At 58.5% G+C, this 18,794-nt stretch carries 15 protein-coding genes; 12 read left to right on the top strand and 3 right to left on the bottom strand.

Annotation, left to right across the window (positions count from 1 at the left end; translation table 11 throughout):
- The first annotated feature begins 167 nt into the window (after positions 1-167).
- From ABTV22_RS25045 to ABTV22_RS25020, 6 genes are all read left to right on the top strand, one after another.
- Positions 168-1,850, top strand: a complete 1,683-nt coding sequence (locus ABTV22_RS25045; protein ID WP_433737077.1) for a fatty acid--CoA ligase — start codon at positions 168-170, stop codon at positions 1,848-1,850.
- Between the two features lie 338 nt (positions 1,851-2,188).
- Positions 2,189-4,075, top strand: coding sequence for a DUF1302 domain-containing protein (locus ABTV22_RS25040; RefSeq protein WP_433737076.1), 1,887 nt, complete (start codon positions 2,189-2,191; stop codon positions 4,073-4,075).
- Positions 4,076-4,103: 28 nt separating this feature from the next.
- Complete coding sequence (locus tag ABTV22_RS25035) at positions 4,104-5,468, top strand: DUF1329 domain-containing protein (protein WP_433737075.1); 1,365 nt, start codon at positions 4,104-4,106, stop codon at positions 5,466-5,468.
- 288 nt (positions 5,469-5,756) lie between these two features.
- Positions 5,757-8,495: a LuxR C-terminal-related transcriptional regulator gene (locus tag ABTV22_RS25030; RefSeq protein WP_433737074.1), complete on the top strand. Its 2,739-nt coding sequence runs from the start codon at positions 5,757-5,759 to the stop codon at positions 8,493-8,495.
- Between the two features lie 89 nt (positions 8,496-8,584).
- A complete protein-coding gene (locus ABTV22_RS25025) occupies positions 8,585-9,226 on the top strand; it encodes an MBL fold metallo-hydrolase (protein ID WP_433737073.1) in 642 nt (213 codons plus the stop codon).
- 103 nt (positions 9,227-9,329) lie between these two features.
- The gene (locus ABTV22_RS25020; protein ID WP_433737072.1) at positions 9,330-10,034 is read left to right on the top strand and encodes an OmpA family protein; all 705 of its coding nucleotides are present in this window, start codon (positions 9,330-9,332) and stop codon (positions 10,032-10,034) included.
- 215 nt (positions 10,035-10,249) lie between these two features.
- On the opposite strand, the gene ABTV22_RS25015 is transcribed toward ABTV22_RS25020, so the two are convergent.
- Positions 10,250-10,684, bottom strand: a complete 435-nt coding sequence (locus ABTV22_RS25015) for a YhcB family protein (RefSeq protein WP_047533043.1) — start codon at positions 10,682-10,684, stop codon at positions 10,250-10,252.
- Between the two features lie 144 nt (positions 10,685-10,828).
- Between ABTV22_RS25015 and ABTV22_RS25010 the strand changes: the two genes are divergently transcribed.
- The 3 genes from ABTV22_RS25010 to zapE all read left to right on the top strand — a co-directional run bounded on the left by ABTV22_RS25010 (position 10,829) and on the right by zapE (position 14,023).
- On the top strand, positions 10,829-11,458 hold the full coding sequence (locus ABTV22_RS25010; protein ID WP_433741507.1) for an alpha/beta hydrolase: 630 nt from the start codon (positions 10,829-10,831) through the stop codon (positions 11,456-11,458).
- Positions 11,459-11,482: 24 nt separating this feature from the next.
- A complete protein-coding gene (locus ABTV22_RS25005) occupies positions 11,483-12,838 on the top strand; it encodes a tryptophan--tRNA ligase (RefSeq protein ID WP_433737071.1) in 1,356 nt (451 codons plus the stop codon).
- A gap of 90 nt (positions 12,839-12,928) precedes the next feature.
- On the top strand, positions 12,929-14,023 hold the full coding sequence (gene zapE / locus ABTV22_RS25000) for a cell division protein ZapE (RefSeq protein WP_433737070.1): 1,095 nt from the start codon (positions 12,929-12,931) through the stop codon (positions 14,021-14,023).
- 143 nt (positions 14,024-14,166) lie between these two features.
- Here the strand turns inward: zapE and ABTV22_RS24995 are convergent, their stop codons facing one another.
- Positions 14,167-15,087, bottom strand: coding sequence for a GlxA family transcriptional regulator (locus tag ABTV22_RS24995; RefSeq protein WP_433741506.1), 921 nt, complete (start codon positions 15,085-15,087; stop codon positions 14,167-14,169).
- Between the two features lie 220 nt (positions 15,088-15,307).
- Here ABTV22_RS24995 and ABTV22_RS24990 point away from each other — a divergent pair, with 220 nt between their 5' ends.
- Positions 15,308-16,444 (top strand): acyl-CoA dehydrogenase family protein, encoded by a 1,137-nt coding sequence (locus ABTV22_RS24990; RefSeq protein WP_433737069.1) that lies wholly within the window; start codon positions 15,308-15,310, stop codon positions 16,442-16,444.
- A 100-nt stretch (positions 16,445-16,544) separates the two neighbouring features.
- Here ABTV22_RS24990 and ABTV22_RS24985 read toward each other — a convergent pair whose 3' ends face one another.
- On the bottom strand, positions 16,545-17,585 hold the full coding sequence (locus ABTV22_RS24985) for an NADP(H)-dependent aldo-keto reductase (protein ID WP_433737068.1): 1,041 nt from the start codon (positions 17,583-17,585) through the stop codon (positions 16,545-16,547).
- A 246-nt stretch (positions 17,586-17,831) separates the two neighbouring features.
- On the opposite strand from ABTV22_RS24985, the gene rplM reads away from it, so the two are divergent.
- Together rplM and rpsI are read left to right on the top strand one after the other, a co-directional pair.
- Positions 17,832-18,260, top strand: a complete 429-nt coding sequence (gene rplM, locus ABTV22_RS24980; protein WP_003228062.1) for a 50S ribosomal protein L13 — start codon at positions 17,832-17,834, stop codon at positions 18,258-18,260.
- Positions 18,261-18,274: 14 nt separating this feature from the next.
- Complete coding sequence (gene rpsI / locus ABTV22_RS24975; protein WP_003228056.1) at positions 18,275-18,667, top strand: 30S ribosomal protein S9; 393 nt, start codon at positions 18,275-18,277, stop codon at positions 18,665-18,667.
- The last annotated feature ends 127 nt before the right edge of the window (positions 18,668-18,794 follow it).

The following is an 18,794-nucleotide window of genomic DNA, read 5'->3' as shown; positions in this document are numbered from 1 at the left end:
GCCTTCGGCAGCTCCTACATTTGAGGGAGTCGAATCTCATGAATGCTGGCGCAACGCTAGCATTTGTACGGCTCTGCAAATCATTCCTTTGGCTGATTTGGCCGGCGAAAAGGGGCACTACAGTGCTTACTTTCAGCCACGACCGTGCAGTCAGAAAAGGGATTCTTATGTTGCAGACACGCGTTATTCCCCCAGCCGAAGGCGCTTACCAGTATCCGCTGCTGATCAAACGGCTTTTGATGTCCGGTACGCGTTATGAGAAAACCCGTGAGATCGTTTATCGCGATCAGTTGCGCTACAGCTATCCGACCCTGATCGAGCGGGTCGCGCGACTGGCCAATGTGCTGACGGCGGCCGGGGTCAAGCCCGGAGACACCGTAGCGGTCATGGATTGGGACAGTCACCGTTATCTGGAATGCATGTTTGCCATTCCAATGATCGGTGCAGTGATCCACACCATCAACGTGCGCCTGTCGCCGGAGCAGATTCTTTACACCATGAACCACGCCGTGGACCGCTATGTGCTGGTCAACAGTGAGTTCGTGGGGTTGTACAACGCGATTGCCGGCCACCTGACCACCGTCGAGAAAACCCTGCTGTTGACCGACCTGCCCGAAAAGACCGCAGACTTGCCCAACCTCATCGGCGAGTACGAGCAGTTGCTGGCGGCCGCAAGTCCGCAGTATGACTTCCAGGACTTCGACGAAAACTCGGTCGCGACCACGTTCTACACCACGGGTACCACCGGTAATCCCAAAGGTGTGTATTTCACCCATCGGCAATTGGTCCTGCACACCATGGGTGTGACGTCCATCATGGGCGCCATCGACAGCGTGCGCCTGCTGGGCACCAACGACGTGTACATGCCGATCACCCCGATGTTCCACGTGCATGCCTGGGGCCTGCCGTACGTGGCGACCATGCTCGGGCTCAAGCAGGTTTATCCCGGTCGCTACGATCCGGAGTTCCTGGTGCAGTTGTGGCGCAAGGAGAAGGTCTCTTTCTCTCACTGCGTGCCGACCATCCTGCAAATGGTCCTCAATGCCAAGTCGGCACAAGACACGGACTTCGGTGGCTGGAAAATCGTCATCGGCGGGAGCGCGCTCAATCGCGCTTTGTACGATGCGGCCAAGGCCAAAGGCATTCAATTGACCGCGGCTTATGGCATGTCGGAAACCGGGCCGCTGGTGTCGTGCGCACACCTCAACGATGAGCTGATGGCGGGAACGGAAGACGAGCGCACCACCTACCGGATCAAGGCCGGTGTGCCGGGGCCTCTGGTGGAAGCGGCGATCGTCGACGCTGATGGCAACTTCCTGCCTGCTGATGGTGAGACCCAGGGCGAACTGGTGTTGCGAGCCCCCTGGCTGACCGAGGGGTATTTCAACGAACCGCACAAGGGCGCCGAGCTCTGGGCTGGGGGCTGGCTGCACACCGGTGACGTGGCGACCCTGGACGGCATGGGCGTGATTGATATTCGGGACCGGATCAAGGACGTCATCAAGACCGGCGGTGAGTGGATTTCCTCCCTCGACCTCGAGGATCTGATCAGTCGTCACGCGGCGGTACGTGAAGTAGCAGTGGTAGGAATTGCCGATCCGCAGTGGGGTGAGCGGCCGTTTGCCTTGCTGGTGCTACGTGAGGGCCATGAAATCGGGGCCAGGGAACTCAAGGAACACCTCAAGCCGTTCGTGGAATTGGGGCACCTGAGCAAGTGGGCCATCCCGAGCCAGATCGCCCTTGTTACTGAAATTCCCAAGACCAGTGTCGGTAAACTCGACAAGAAGAAAATTCGCCTCGACATCACCGAATGGCAGGCCACCAACAGCACCTTCCTTTCGACGCTTTGAGCGCCCTTTGGCGTGCCTGAAATGGCACGCCAGTCCCACCAAGCAAGCGCTTGGCTTGTCAAATCCGATTTTTCAGCCATGATTGCCGGGCCGACGGGTGTCGGTCTGGCGAAAGGACTGTTCCAGAGTGTCTGGCGGGCGCAAATCACACTTTAGAGGGATCAAGCACTACTACCTGCTGGATATAGTCCGCTCAAGGATTTTTAAGAACGGAGCAAACGCACAAACCGGGGCGATGCAACTTTGGAATGACTTTGGGAAGCCTTGGCTCCCTGTTATCCAAGCGTTTTTAAAAGTGCTCAATGCCATAACAATAAAATGCACATGGAGAAGCGTCGATGACATCAGTAAACCAGTTCTGGCGCCGGGCGAAACTGCCCCTGGCTGTCAGTCTTGCCTCTACGCTCGCCGGGCCAGCATTCGGCGTCAGTTTCAACGTTGGTGAAATCGAAGGTCAGTTCGACTCGTCCCTGTCGATCGGTGCCAGTTGGTCTACTGAGAACCCTAACAAGAACCTCATAGGCGTCAACAACGGTGGCCGCGGCCTGTCCCAGACTTCCGATGACGGTCACTTGAACTTCAAGAGTGGTGAAACCTTCTCGAAGATCTTCAAGGGCATTCATGACCTTGAGTTGAAATACGGCGACACCGGCGTTTTCGTCCGTGGCAAATACTGGTACGACTTTGAACTCAAGGACGAAAGCCGTCCGTTCAAAGACATCAGCGACGACAACCGCAAGGAAGCCGCAAAGTCTTCCGGTAGCGAGATTCTCGACGCCTTCGTCTATCACAACTATGCCATCGCCGATCAACCGGGTTCCGTGCGTTTGGGCAAACAGGTGGTGAGCTGGGGTGAAAGTACCTTCATTGGCGGCGGCATCAACTCGATCAACCCGATCGACGTGTCCGCGTTCCGCCGTCCAGGCGCCGAGATCAAGGAAGGCCTGATCCCGGTCAACATGTTCTACGTATCCCAGAGCCTGACCGACAGTCTGTCGGCCGATGCTTTCTACCAGATCGAATGGGACCAGACCGTCGTCGACAACTGTGGCACCTTCTTCTCCCAACCTGACATCGTGGCCGACGGTTGCGACAACAACCTGCGCGTGCTGAACAAGCGTTCGACCATTCCGGCTGCCGCCTTGCCGACCCTGACCCGACTGGGTGTCGACGTCGACAACGAAGGTGTGCTGGTACGCCGTGGTGCAGACCGCGATGCGCGGGACAGCGGCCAATGGGGCGCATCCCTCAAGTACATGTTCGATCCGCTGGACACCGAATTCGGTGCCTATTTCATGAACTATCACAGCCGGGCGCCGATCTTCAGCGCAACCGGTGCGCCGGCGTCGGTCTATGCCGGGGCAGCCGCCTTGCCAGCGCAATTGCGCGCTCTGGCGCCTTTGATTGTTGCGGGTAACTCGAACTACTTCATCGAGTATCCCGAAGACATCCGCCTGTACGGTTTGAGCTTCTCCACCACCCTGCCTACCGGTACGGCGTGGAGCGGTGAGATCAGCTACCGCCCTAACGCACCGGTGCAGCTCAACACCACTGACATCCTGTTCGCCGGTGTCCGTCCACTGGGTGGCGCGCTGACCAACGCATCGCTGCTCAACGGCGTGCCGGGTCAGGACCTGCACGGTTATCGCCGCAAGGAAGTCACCCAGTTCCAGACCACCCTGACGCACTTCTTCGATCAGGTCATGGGCGCCAGCCGTCTGACCCTGGTGGGTGAAGTGGGCGTGACCCACGTCGGCGGCCTGGAAAGCACCTCCGACGTCCGTTACGGCCGTGACCCGGTATTCGGTCCTGGCGAACTGCCGGCTACCGGTGGCCAGAACACCTGTATTGCGCTCAACCAGAGCACGATCAACGGTGCCGGTCCAGGTACACCGACCAACAACCTCAGCCGCAATTGCACCGACGAAGGCTTCACTACACCGACTTCCTGGGGCTATCGCGGTCGTGCGATCTGGGAATACAACGATGTATTCGCCGGTGTGAACCTCAAGCCAAACGTAGCCTGGTCCCACGACGTGGAAGGTTACTCGCCTGGCCCTGGCGGCAACTTTGAGGAAGGTCGTAAAGCGGTCAGTCTGGGTGTCGATGCCGAATACCAGAACACCTACACCGCAAGCCTGGCGTACACCAACTTCTTCGACGGCAAATACACCACCGTGGATGACCGCGACTTCGTTGCGCTCAGCTTCGGCGTGAACTTCTAAGCACTGTATTTTCAGGACGAGCACACACATGAAAATTACAAAGAATCTGTTTCACGCCGGTGTCTTGGGTCTTTCGCTGCTGGCGACCAGCGTAATGGCTGCGGTCCCAGCGGCCGAAGCGGATAAATTGGGCAAGAGCCTGACCCCGATGGGGGCCGAAATGGCGGGCAACGCCGACGGTTCGATCCCGGCCTGGAAACCGATGCCGAAAACCGCCGGCACCGTTGACAGCAAGGGTTTCCTGTCCGATCCATACGCCAGTGAAAAACCGCTGTTTACCATCACGGCGCAGAACGTCGATCAGTACAAGGACAAGCTCGCGCCGGGTCAGTACGCGATGTTCAAGCGCTATCCGGAAACCTTCAAGATGCCGGTTTACCCGTCCCATCGCGGTGCCACCGTGCCGGATGACGTGTTCGCCGCCATCAAGAAAAACGCCACCAGCACCGAGCTGGTGTCCGGCGGCAACGGGCTGAAAAACTTCGAGACGGCCGTACCGTTCCCTATTCCGAAAAGCGGCGTCGAGGTCATCTGGAACCACATCACCCGCTATCGCGGTGGTAGCGTGACGCGCCTGGTGACCCAGGCTACACCGCAGGCGAACGGCTCGTTCAGCCTGGTGTACTTCCAGGATCAGTTCGTGTTCCGCGACAAGATGAAGGACTACGATCCGTCGAACCCGGGCAACATCCTGTTCTACTTCAAGCAAAAAGTGACTGCGCCGGCACGTCTGGCCGGTGGTGTGCTGCTGGTGCACGAAACCCTCGACCAGGTTGCGGAACCGCGTTCGGCGTGGGTCTACAACGCCGGTCAGCGCCGCGTGCGTCGTGCACCACAAGTGTCCTATGACGGCCCGGGTACCGCCGCCGATGGTCTGCGTACTTCCGATAACCTCGACATGTACAACGGTGCGCCGGATCGCTACGACTGGAAACTCGAAGGCAAGAAAGAGATGTACATCGCCTCCGACAGCTACAAGCTTGACGATCCGAAGCTCAAGTACGCCGACATCATCAAGGCCGGCCACATCAACCAGGACCTGGCTCGCTACGAGCTGCGTCGTGTGTGGCATGTGGTTGCAACCTTGAAGGAAGGCCAGCGCCACATCTATGCCAAGCGTGACTTCTACATCGACGAAGACACCTGGCAAGCGGCGGTGATCGACCACTACGACGGTCGTAATCAGCTCTGGCGTGTAGCGGAAGCCCACTCCCAGAACTATTACAACGTCCAGGTGCCGTGGTACACCCTGGAAACCCTGTACGACCTGCAATCGGGTCGCTACCTGGCACTGGGCATGAAGAACGAAGAGAAGTCGGCGTATGACTTCGGCTTCACCGCCACCACTGCGGACTTCACCCCGAACGCCTTGCGTCAGGATGGTATTCGCTAAGCACTGCAATCCGAGGCCGCATCCTCAGAAAACGCCCCGACTGGTTCGGGGCGTTTTTTTGCCTGAAAGATCGTAGCCTTCGGCAGCTCCTACGGGTAAACGCATTCCAGGGTAGGAGCTGCCGAAGGCTGCGATCTTTTCACGAGCGACGACGCTTTACAGGCGGGAGATTTTTGTTCGTAGACTTTTTGTAGCCATTTGTAGCAATTATCTTCATTCCCTCATCGATTACCGCTAGTCTGCGGACATCTGCAACGCCGCCACCCGTATTTCAAACAAGAGCCGGCCATGACTGATCTGTTCCCACCGCCAGGTCCTGCAAGCGTTGTTGTCGCCGCGTTGGACGGGCGCTTTTTCCGACCGCCATTGCCTGACGGCCATGTGTTGCGCCCACGACTGTGCGAGCGTTTGAGTGCGGGGCTCGGTGGCAGATTGCTGTTGGTCTGTGCTCCGGCGGGGTTCGGCAAAAGTTCGTTGGCGGTGGAGTTCTGCCAATCGTTGCCGGCGCATTGGCAAAGCCTGTGGCTGGGCTTGAGTGCGCGGGACAGCGATCCGGGTCGATTCCTTGAGCGGTTGCTTGAAGGTCTTCAGGACTATTATCCACAGCTGGGCAGGCAGTCCCTCGGGCTGTTGAAAATGCGCCAGCGCCACCAGCCGTTTGCCTTTGAAGAATGGCTGGATGGCTTGCTCGACGAATTGGCCGTGCATCTGTCGACGGCGACGCCATTGTTGCTGGTGCTCGATGATTATCATCTGGCCCAGGGACCGGTGCTCGATCGCTGCCTGCAGTTTTTCCTCAATCACCTTCCCGATGGTTTGCTGGTGATGGTCACCAGCCGTCAACGCCCTGACTGGCATCTGGCACGGCTGCGTTTGTCGCGGCAACTGTTGGAGTTGCACGAACAGGACCTGCGCCTGACCCATGATGAAGCCCTGAGCTTGCTCGCTCGACACAGCAGCTCCTTGCGCGGCGAGGCCCTGGAAAATCTGATCCAGCGCAGTGAAGGCTGGGTGGCCGGCTTGCGTTTCTGGCTACTGGCGGCGTCAGAAGCAGGCACTCATGGTGCTTTGCCCCAGGCACTCCACGGCGGGGAAGGCCTGATCCGCGATTACCTGCTTGAAGAAGTGATTGATTGCCTGCCTGCCGAGGTCCAGGCGTTTCTCTATGACACAGCGCCCCAGGAACGCTTTTGCAGCGAACTGTGCGACGCCGTCCGCGACGCCCATGACAGTGCCGAAATCCTGCGGTTTCTGGCAGCCCACCAGGTGTTCCTGGTACCGCTGGACGAACATGGTCATTGGTATCGTTATCACCATCTGTTTTCCGACCTGCTGCGTTCGCGGCCTGCCGCCCAGTCGATGGTGCCGGCCGCCAGTCTGCACCTGCGCGCCTGTCGCTGGTTCAATGCCCAGGGATTGCTCGATGAAGCGGTGGAGCAGGCATTGCGTGCCGGGCATCTGGACGTTGCGGCGAACCTTGTGCAAAACCTGTCGGAAGAACAGCTGCTGGCCGAACAGAATGTCGGCATGTTGCTGCGCTGGAAAATGGACCTGCCCGACAGCCTGCTGATCAGTACGCCCCGACTGATCGTGCTCTACAGTTGGGCACTGGGAATGGCTTGTCAGCTGGACGCCGCCGAGGAGCTGGCCAGTCATTTGAGCCGTTTTCTGCCGGCCCCTTCAGCCACCGCGCAAAAGTCGATGCTGGCGCAATGGTTGGCCTTGAGCGGGATCATCGCTCGCGGGCGCGGCAACCGTGAGCTGACACTGCGCTATTGCAGCGAAGCGCTGGCAAGCCTGCCGTGCAAGCGTTACGGCCAGCGATTGATGTGCCTGTCGACCCTATCCAATCTGGCCATTGCCGATGGTGACCTGTGGCGCGCGCGTGAGTTGAACCGTGACTCTCTGGAATTGGCGCAACGAGTCGGCAACCCGCTGTTCGAAGCACTGGCTCACTATGACCGCGCGCGCGTGCTGCAAGCTCGGGGGGAAATCCTGCGCGCCCTCGATGAAGTCCGGCAGGGACTGCAACGCCTGCAAGGGCTCTCACCGCAGCGGCTCTATGCTGTACGTGCGCGGCTGATGTTGTACGAAGGTTTCCTGCTGGCGTTGCGTCTGCAACCGCAAACGGCGCGGGCGCGCTTGCAGGCTGGATTGAGTGAAGCGCGAGCGTGTCGCGATATCAGCGTATTGATTGGTCATTGCGTGATTGCCCGGCTCGAAGGCAACAGCGGCGAATTCGCCAAGGCCTTCGCTGAACTGGCCGAAGCTGAAAGGCTGATGCATATCTGGGACGTGCCGCCTATTTACTATCTGGCAATGATCACCTTGGTCAAATGCGAGCTCTGGCTCGCCCAGGGGCGCATCGATCTGGCTGAAGCCTGGCTGGCCCGACTGGGACAGACCTATAACGGCGAAAAGCCGGCAGCACCGCCGGAATTTCATCCGCAATTGCCCCTGCATATCGAATTGCAACAAGCCTTGCTGGAGGTCATTCAGGGGCAACCGATGCTGGCCGAGGGGCGTTTGAATGCGCTGCTCGAACACGGTCAGCAAACCGGTCGACAGATGCTCAGTGCGCTGGCGCTGACGCAAAAGGTTTCGTTGCTACTGGGCAACGGGCGCGAGCCCGAGGCTCGCAAAATGCTGAGTCAGGCACTGGATGCCGCCGCTGGCGGCGTGCTGCAACCCTTTGAAGGGCTGCTGGCCGAACATCCGGATTGGCTTCGCGCTCAGTTGCAAAACAGCGCGCAGACGACGATTTCCCAGGACCTTGTGGATAAGCTGCCGACATTGGCAAACCGGTCCATGCTGGAATCTGCTCCTGCGACTGAACAACTCAGTACACGTGAACTGGCCGTCCTGCGCCTGATTGCCCAAGGCTGCTCGAACCAGGAAATCAGTGATCAGTTGTTCATCTCGCTGCACACCGTAAAAACCCATGCCAGTCATATCAACAGCAAGCTGGGCGTCGAAAGGCGTACGCAGGCTGTTGCGCGAGCGAAGGAATTAGGGGTTTTAGGTTAAGAAAATCTTCACGTTACATAGCCGGGTAAAGGACGGGATACTTAATTGTGCGAAAATCGCTCGTCCCCTGTTTATCGAGCAGACCCCTGATGTCCCAGAAGCCCGCCCTGATCCGCGAAACCTTCCCCGTCGGCCCTTTGCAGTGCAACTGCACGATCATCGGCGATCCGATCACCAAAAAGGCGATCGTGGTCGATCCGGGGGGCAATCATGAGCAGATCCTTGCACGTCTTGATGCCCTGGGCCTGAAGGTGGTCAGCATCATTCATACCCATGCCCACCTCGACCATTTCCTCGCTTCCGGTCAACTCAAAGAGAAAACCGGCGCCACCCTGCACCTGCACAAGGACGATCAATTCCTGTGGGATAACCTGGAAATGCAGTGCCAGATGTTCGGCGTGCCATACACGCCGGTGCCGTCGCCGGACCGCTGGCTGGCCGACGATGAAGAGTTGGCCTGCGGTTGCGGCGTGGCGCTGCACACGCCGGGGCATACGCCGGGCTCCATGAGTTTCTGGTTTTCCGAGGCTAAGCTACTGATCGCCGGTGATACCCTGTTTCGTCGCGGAGTAGGGCGCACGGATTTGTGGGGAGGCGATCAAGCGGCTATCGTGCGTTCGATCAAGCAGCGCCTGTATACCCTCGATGAAGAAGCGACCGTGGTGGCCGGGCATGGTCCCGACACACGCTTAGGGGATGAAATGCGCGACAATCCGTTCGTTCGCGCGTGATTTGTAACAAGTGGAATTTTTGCGAGCCGAAATGATCCAACGCCCGCGAAGGTTCGATGCATACGTCCGTTGCACCATAGAATGCAAAAAGTAGGAGCTCTACATGTTCACCACCCGTCGTTTGATTATCGTTGCTACTGCCGTGGCGCTGTTGTCCGGTTGTGCATCGCCTGGCCAATATGACTCAAGTCAGGGACAGGCTGATACCGGCTCTCAAGGCATGAGCAAAACCGCAAAATACGGCGGTCTCGGCGCGCTGGCCGGTGCGCTGGCCGGTGCTGCCATCAACCACGACAACCGTGGCAAGGGCGCGCTGATCGGTGCGGCAGTGGTCGGTGCTTCCGCCGCCGGTTACGGCTACTACGCCGACCAGCAAGAGAAAAAGCTGCGCGCTAGCATGGCCAACACCGGTGTTGAAGTGCAGCGCCAAGGCGATCAGATCAAGTTGATCATGCCGGGCAACATCACCTTCGCCACCGATTCGGCGAACATCGCTCCAAGTTTCTATCAGCCGCTGAACAGCCTGGCGGGCTCGCTGAAAGAGTTCAACCAGAACCAGATCGAAATCGTCGGCTACACCGACAGCACCGGCAGCCGTCAGCACAACATGGACCTGTCCGAGCGTCGTGCACAAAGCGTGGCAACCTACCTGACCTCGCAAGGTGTCAGCGGTGCCAACCTGAGCGCGCGCGGCGCGGGTCCCGATGGCCCGATTGCCAGCAACGCCGACGTCAATGGTCGTGCACAGAACCGTCGTGTAGAGGTCAACCTCAAGGCGATTCCGGGCCAAGAGTACGGTGCCCAGTAATAAGGTAACGTTCAGCGTTAACCCTAATTGCCTGACTGAACCCCAGGCATAAAAAAACCGCCCGATCCTCAATGGTTCGGGCGGTTTTTTTGTGTCCTTGTAGAAGCTGTGTAGGAGCTGTCGAGTGCAACGAGGCTGCGAACTTTTGATCTTGATTTTAACAATCTAAAGATCGCAGCCTCGTTGCACTCGACAGCTCCTACAGGGGGGGGTTCTTACTTCTTCAGACCGTAATGCTCATCGAGCATGCCTGGGGCATTCGGGGCTTTGGGCGCGTAATCGCGCGGCGGCTCCTGATTGCGCGGTGGCGTCAGGCGTTCCCGTGGAGCCTGTGCCGCATCGGCGTGCAGGGAGGCCAGCAAGCGTTGGCGGGTCTGCTCGTCCAGGGCCAGGCGGTTGGCGCCCTCGGCGAGATGATCCTGCACTTCCTGATAGCTCTGAGTCAGTTTCTTGACCAGTGTCGCGGTGCTGTTGAAGTGGGTCACCACCTCGTTCTGATAACTGTCGAAACGTTCCTGAATATCGTCCAGCTGACGTTGCGTGCTGCTAGGCGCGGCATTCGGCGCAAGGCGAGCAATCAGGAATCCAATGGCGACACCCACAACCAGGGCAAGAGTCGGTAACAACCAAACTAAGAGCGAGTGTTCCACGAGTCCTTCCTCTATAAACGGCTTTGCTTTACGTTAACGGCTCGAACCTGCGCTGTATACCGCGATTCACTGGTAATAGACAGCCGCAGACAATTTGCTAGACGAATCGACCCGATTCGAGGTCACGGAGTTCCTTCCTTGCTGATGCGTGAAACCCCTGTAGTGATCGATGGCCCGGTGGGTCAACTGGAAAGTCTGTATCTGGACAATGAGCAACCACGTGGTATAGCGCTGATTTGCCACCCCAACCCCGTGCAGGGCGGCACCATGCTCAATAAGGTGGTCTCGACCCTGCAGCGCACGGCACGCGATGCCGGCCTGATTACGTTGCGCTTCAATTACCGTGGCGTTGGTGCCAGCGCGGGTGTCCACGACATGGGTACCGGTGAAGTCGACGATGCCCAAGCCGCCGCCGCATGGCTGCGGGAAAAACACCCGGATTTACCGCTGACCCTGTTCGGTTTTTCCTTCGGTGGTTTTGTGGCGGCCAGCCTCGGCGGGCGTCTGGAAGCCAGGGGCGAGCAGGTCAAACACTTGTTCATGGTCGCGCCAGCGGTCATGCGCCTGGGCGATCAGGATCAACTACCACAACAGGGCGAACTGACCCTGATTCAGCCGGAAACCGACGAAGTCATCGAGCCGCAAGTCGTCTATCAATGGTCCGACAAGCTCGAACGTCCCCATGAGCTGCTGAAAGTGGCAGAATGCGGGCACTTCTTTCATGGCAAGCTGACCGATCTCAAGGATCTTATCCTGCCGCGTCTTTCGAATTGATTGCAGTCTGACAAGCGATTACCCATGACGACTCGTACCCGTATCCTCACCGGCATCACCACCACCGGCACGCCACACCTGGGCAACTACGCTGGCGCCATCCGCCCGGCGATCGTCGCCAGCCGTGACAGCAATGCTGATTCGTTCTATTTCCTGGCCGACTATCACGCCCTGATCAAGTGCGATGACCCGTTGCGCATCCAGCGCTCGCGTCTGGAAATCGCCGCGACCTGGCTGGCCGGTGGCCTGGATGTGGACCGCGTGACGTTCTACCGCCAGTCCGACATCCCGGAGATTCCCGAGCTGACCTGGTTGCTGACCTGCGTTGCCGCCAAGGGCCTGCTCAACCGCGCCCACGCCTACAAGGCCTCGGTGGACAAGAACGTCGAGACCGGCGAAGACCCGGACGCCGGCATCACCATGGGCTTGTACAGCTATCCGGTACTGATGGCCGCCGACATCCTGATGTTCAACGCACACAAGGTGCCGGTCGGTCGTGACCAGATCCAGCACGTGGAAATGGCGCGGGATATCGGTCAGCGCTTCAACCACCTGTTCGGCCAGGGCAAGGAGTTCTTCACCATGCCCGAAGCGCTGATCGAGGAAAGCGTGGCGACCTTGCCAGGCCTGGACGGTCGCAAGATGTCGAAGAGCTACGACAACACCATTCCGCTGTTTAGCAGTGCCAAAGAGATGAAAGACGCGATTTCGCGGATCGTCACCGACTCCCGCGCGCCGGGCGAAGCGAAAGATCCGGACAATTCGCACCTGTTCACTCTGTACCAGGCCTTTGCTACTGCGGCGCAAGCCGACGAGTTCCGTAGCGATCTGCTGCAGGGCCTGGGTTGGGGCGAGGCGAAGAATCGCCTGTTCCAGTTGCTGGACAACGAATTGGGCGAGTCCCGTGAGCGTTATCAACTGCTGATCGAACGCCCGGCGGATCTGGAAGACATCCTGCAACACGGTGCGAAAAAGGCCCGTGCGGTGGCGACGCCGTTCCTCACCGAGTTGCGTGAAGCGGTTGGCCTGCGCTCTTTCGTCGCCCAGACACAAGTGGCGGCGACCACCAAGAAGAAGGCCGCGAAAGCCGCGCGTTTTGTCAGCTTCCGCGAAGACGATGGCAGTTTCCGCTTCCGTCTGTTGGCGGCCGATGGCGAACAACTGCTGCTGTCGCGCCACTTCGCCGACGGTAAAACCGCAGGTCAAGTGACCAAGCAACTGCAATCGGGTCAGCCATTGGACGTGCGCAGCGAAGACCTGAGCTTCAGTGTTTGGCTGGAAGGCGAGTGCGTCGCCGACAGCCCGGCATTCGCGGACAGCGCCGCGCGCGACGGTGCGATCGACGCTCTGCGGATTGCGCTGACACCGATTCAGGAATAATCAACGGCTCGACCCGACCAAGGGTTGATTGCCATTCCCACGGGCCATCGCTAAAGTGACGGCCCGTTTTTGTTGCCTTGCTAACGAATTATGACGCCCCTAGAACGATATCAAGCTGATCTGAAACGCCCGGAGTTTTTCCATGACGCTGCGCAGGAAACGGCCGTGCGTCATTTGCAACGCCTGTACGACGACCTGGTCGCGGCCGAGCAAAACAAGCCGGGCCTGCTAGGCAAACTGTTTGGCAAGAAGGATCAGGCGCCGGTCAAGGGCCTGTATTTCTGGGGCGGGGTAGGCCGCGGCAAGACTTACCTGGTCGACACCTTCTTTGAGGCGCTGCCGTTCAAGGAAAAGACTCGTACGCACTTCCACCGCTTCATGAAGCGCGTGCACGAAGAAATGAAAACCCTGGGTGGCGAGAAAAACCCGCTGACCATCATCGCCAAGCGTTTCGCCGCCGAGACCCGGGTGATCTGTTTCGATGAGTTCTTCGTTTCCGACATCACCGACGCCATGATCCTTGGCACGCTGATGGAAGAGCTGTTCAAGAACGGCGTGAGCCTGGTCGCGACTTCGAACATCGTGCCGGACGGCCTGTACAAGGACGGCCTGCAACGTGCGCGTTTCCTGCCGGCCATCGCGTTGATCAAACTGCACACGGACATCGTCAACGTCGACAGTGGCGTCGATTACCGTCTGCGCCATCTCGAACAAGCGGAACTGTTCCACTTCCCGCTCGACGAAGCCGCCCACGAAAGCCTGCGCAAGAGCTTCCGTGCGCTGACGCCGGAATGCACGGCAGCGGTCGAGAACGACGTTCTGATGATCGAAAACCGCGAAATCCGCGCCCTGCGCACCTGCGATGACGTGGCCTGGTTCGACTTCCGCGAACTGTGCGACGGCCCGCGTAGCCAGAACGATTACATCGAATTGGGCAAGATCTTCCACGCCGTGCTGCTCAGCGGCGTCGAGCAGATGAGCGTCACCACCGACGACATCGCCCGTCGTTTCATCAACATGGTCGACGAGTTCTACGACCGTAACGTGAAACTGATCATTTCTGCTGAAGTAGAGTTGAAAGACCTCTACACCGGTGGTCGCCTGACGTTCGAGTTCCAGCGGACCCTCAGTCGTCTGCTGGAAATGCAATCTCATGAATTTCTGTCCCGGGCGCACAAGCCTTGAGACGATTCAGAAAATGAAAAAGGGCCTGCCAATGCAGGCCCTTTTTTGTATCGAAGATCCTTGTAGGAGCACGGCTTGCCGGCGATGGCGATCTCACGGGCGCCATCGCCAGCAAGCTGTGCTCCTACAGGGCGTGCAGGGCTTTAAGCAGCCTGCTGAAACTGTTGCCGATACTGGTTCGGCGACAGTTCTGTGTGCTGGCGGAACAGTCGCGCAAAGAAGCTCGCATCGTCATAGCCGACTTCATAGCTGATGGTCTTGATGCTCTTGCGGCTGCCGGACAGCAGACCTTTGGCGGTTTCGATGCGCAGGCGTTGCAGGTAGTGCAGCGGCTTGTCGCCGGTGGCGGTCTGGAAGCGGCGCATGAAGTTGCGGATGCTCATGCCGTGTTCGCGGGCGACATCCTCGAAGCGGAATTTGTCGGCGAAGTGTTCTTCGAGCCAGTGCTGGATCTGCAGGATGATCCCGTCCTGGTGCAGCTTTTGCCCGCCAAAGCCGATGCGTCCCGGCGAGTAGCTGCGCTGCACTTCATAGAGAATGTCACGGGCCACGGCCTGGGACACATTGGCGCCGCAGAAGCGCTCGATCAGGTAGATGTACAGATCGCATGCCGAGGTGGTGCCGCCGGCGCAGTAGAGGTTGTCGGCATCGGTGAGGTGCTTGTCCTGGTTGAGGTAAACCCGTGGGAAGCGTTCGGCGAAGGCATTGAAGAAGCGCCAGTAGGTGGTCGCTTCCTTGCCGTCGAGCAGCCCGGCCTCCGCGAGCCAGAACACGCCAGTGGCCTCGCCACACAGTACCGCACCGCGTGCATGTTGCTGGCGCAGCCAGGGCAGGACTTGTGGGTAGCGTTGGCACAGGGTTTCGAAGTCATCCCAAAACGCTGGGATGACGATGATGTCAGTATTTTCCAGTCCGCCGTCCACCGGCATTATCACGTCGCTGAAGCTGTTGACCGGCTTGCCGTCGGGGCTGACCAGTCGGGTTTCGAAGGCTGGAACCAGGCCGCGACCCAGTTGTTTGCCGTAGCGCAGGCTGGCGAGGTGAAAGAAATCTTTGGCTTGCATGAGGGTGGAAGCAAAAACCCGGTCGATGGCCAGGATGCTGACGCGCCGCAGGGGCGTGGAGGCTTGGTTAGACATAATTCAACTTTATTCTTATAGGGGAAAGTGGTCACCAGACGGCTGGATCGTCTTATTTTTTGTCGGATGTGTCCAGTGTCCTGTATCGGACCCGGGGCTTAGTCTCTGAAGGTCAACCTCCTCTAAAAATAACGACAGGTGCCGCATGATTCCCAGAACCTTGTTCAGTTCCGAGCACGAACTTTTTCGCGACAGCGTGCGAACGTTTCTTGAAAAAGAGGCCGTGCCGTTCCATGGGCAATGGGAAAAACAGGGCTATATCGACCGTAAACTCTGGAACAAGGCGGGGGAGGCGGGGATGTTGTGCTCGCATTTGCCGGAGGAATACGGCGGGCTGGGGGCGGACTTTCTCTACAGTACGGTGGTGATTGAAGAGGTGGGGCGCCTGGGGCTGACGGGCATCGGTTTCTCCCTGCATTCGGATATCGTCGCGCCTTACATCCTGCATTACGGTAGCGAAACACTGAAACACAAATACCTGCCGAAACTGGTCTCCGGGGAGATGGTCAGTGCCATCGCCATGACCGAGCCGGGCGCCGGTTCCGACCTGCAAGGCGTGAAGACTACTGCCGTGCTCGATGGTGACGAATATGTGATCAATGGCTCGAAAACCTTCATCACCAATGGCTTTCTGGCTGACCTGGTGATCGTCGTCGCCAAGACCGATCCAAAGGCGGGTGCGAAGGGCACCAGTCTGTTTCTGGTGGAGGCCGATACGCCAGGCTTCGACAAGGGCAAGCGCCTGGAGAAGGTGGGCATGAAGGCCCAGGATACGTCGGAACTGTTCTTCCAGGACGTTCGGGTGCCCAAGGAAAACTTGCTGGGCCAGGCAGGGATGGGATTCGCCTATCTGATGCAGGAGTTGCCTCAGGAGCGCCTTACCGTGGCCATTGGTGGCTTGGCTTCAGCCGAAGCGGCGTTGCAGTGGACGCTGGACTACACCCGCGAGCGCAAGGCCTTCGGCAAGTCGATTGCCGACTTCCAGAACACACGATTCAAACTGGCGGAGATGGCGACCGAAATCCAGATCGGTCGAGTCTTCGTCGACCGCTGCCTGGAACTGCATCTGCAAGGCAAGCTCGACGTGCCGACGGCGGCGATGGCCAAGTACTGGGGCACCGACCTGCAATGCAAGGTCCTCGATGAGTGCGTGCAGTTGCATGGCGGTTACGGCTTCATGTGGGAGTATCCGGTCGCCCGGGCGTGGGCCGATGCAAGGGTGCAGCGGATTTATGCCGGGACCAATGAAATCATGAAGGAGATCATTGCGCGGTCGCTTTGACCTATCGTTGATGGCTAAAAAGATCGCAGTCTGCGGCGGTTCCTACAGGAGATTGGTGTACACCCTGTAGGAGCTGCCGCAGGCTGCGATCTTTTTCAAATTACGGTGCAGGATTCGGGTGATCTTTGTGAATCGCCTCAATCCCTTCCAGCACTTCATCCGACAGATTCAGATCAAAACTGGCAATGTTGCTGTCCAGTTGTTCAAGCGTCGTCGCGCCAATAATGTTGCTGGTCACGAACGGCTGTTGCGTCACGAAGGCCAGCGCCATTTGTGCCGGGTCCAGGCCGTGCTGACGTGCCAGTGCGACATAGCGGCTGCACGCCGCTTCCGACTGCGCGTTGAAGTAGCGGCTGAAGCGGCTGTAGAGGCTCAGGCGGCCTTTTGGCGGGCGTGCGCCACCTTCGTACTTGCCTGACAGGAAACCGAACGCCAGCGGCGAATAGGCCAGCAAGCCGCACTGTTCACGAATGGCAATTTCCGCCAAGCCGATTTCGAAGCTGCGGTTGAGCAGGTTGTACGGGTTCTGGATCGATACTGCTCGTGGCCAGCCGCGGGCTTCGGCCAGGGCGAGGAAGCGCATGGTGCCCCACGGGGTTTCATTGGACAGGCCAATGTGGCGGATCTTGCCGGCCTTGACCTGTTCGTCGAGCGCTTCGAGGGTGTCCTCCAGAGGCGTCAGGTTGGCTTCGATCTTGTGCTTGTAGCCCAACTGTCCGAAGAAATTGGTGCTGCGCTCGGGCCAGTGCAATTGGTACAGGTCGATGTAGTCGGTCTGCAGGCGTTTGAGGCTGCCATCCACGGCTTCGGTGATGTGCTGGCGGTTGTGTCGCAGGTTTTTGTCGCGAATGTAATCGATGGTATTGCCAGGGCCGGCGATCTTGCTGGCCAGGATCCAGTCGGCACGATCGCCGCGGCTTTTGAAGTAATTGCCGATGTAGCGTTCGGTGGTGGCGTAGGTTTCGGCCTTGGGCGGTACCGGGTACATCTCGGCGGTATCGATGAAGTTGATACCCGCGCTCTTGGCGCGCTCAATCTGGGCGAAGGCGTCGGCTTCGCTGTTTTGCTCGCCCCAGGTCATGGTGCCGAGGCAGAGTGCACTCACGTTCAGATTGGTCCGGCCTAACTGGCGATACTCCATCAGGGAGCTCCTTGGGCAAAACAATCATAAAAGCAGGTTGAAATATTTTTCGCAATCTGCATAATTGCGCACCTCTTTCTGCAGTGGAAGTGATGCGCCGCCGCCGAAGAATCTTGCCGTTGAACGGACGCGCCGACCCGAGCCCCCGAAAGCGTCTGTATCCGGCTGCCTTTGACTTGTCAAAGTACGCACTATTCAGTAAGATCCGCCGTCTAATTTACAGGGCGGCCCCTGAGGCTATAAAGAATGAAAACTTTTACTGCTAAACCGGAAACAGTAAAGCGCGACTGGTTTGTCGTCGACGCTGCTGGTCAGACCCTGGGTCGTCTGGCCACCGAAATCGCGAGCCGTCTGCGTGGCAAGCACAAGCCTGAGTACACTCCTCACGTTGACACCGGCGACTACATCGTCGTAATCAACGCTGAGCAGATCCGTGTTACCGGTGCTAAAACCACTGACAAAATGTACTACTCCCACTCCGGTTTCCCGGGCGGCATCAAGTCGATCAACTTTGAAAAGCTGATCGCCAAGGCCCCTGAGCGCGTGATCGAGACCGCGGTCAAAGGCATGCTGCCTAAGAACCCGCTGGGTCGCGACATGTACCGTAAGCTGAAAGTCTATGCGGGCGCTGCACACCCTCATACTGCTCAGCAGCCCCAAGAACTGAAGATTTAACGGAATAGTTCATTATGTCGGCGACTCAAAATTACGGCACTGGCCGTCGCAAGACCGCAACCGCACGCGTTTTCCTGCGTCCGGGCACTGGTAACATCTCCATCAACAACCGTTCGCTGGATAATTTCTTCGGCCGCGAAACTGCCCGCATGGTAGTTCGTCAGCCGCTGGAATTGACTGAGACTGTCGAGAAGTTCGACATCTACGTCACCGTGATCGGCGGTGGTGTAAGTGGTCAAGCTGGCGCAATCCGCCACGGCATCACCCGCGCTCTGATGGACTACGACGAAACTCTGCGCAGCGCTCTGCGTAAAGCCGGCTTCGTAACCCGCGATGCACGTGAAGTTGAACGTAAGAAAGTTGGTCTGCGTAAAGCGCGTAAGCGTCCGCAGTACTCGAAGCGTTAATTCGTTTCCACGTTCAAAAAAGAACGCCCAGTATCCTCACGGAGCTGGGCGTTTTTTTATGCGTGCGATTTATTAAAGAATTGCGCTGTGACAACTTGCCACATCCGTAGAGGCCCTATACTACAAG

It is taken from the genome of Pseudomonas putida, assembly GCF_050990305.1.
GTDB lineage: Bacteria > Pseudomonadota > Gammaproteobacteria > Pseudomonadales > Pseudomonadaceae > Aquipseudomonas > Aquipseudomonas putida_AH.
The sequence above is the reverse complement of the archived record's forward strand: the minus strand, read 5'-3'. Positions and strand labels throughout refer to the sequence as shown.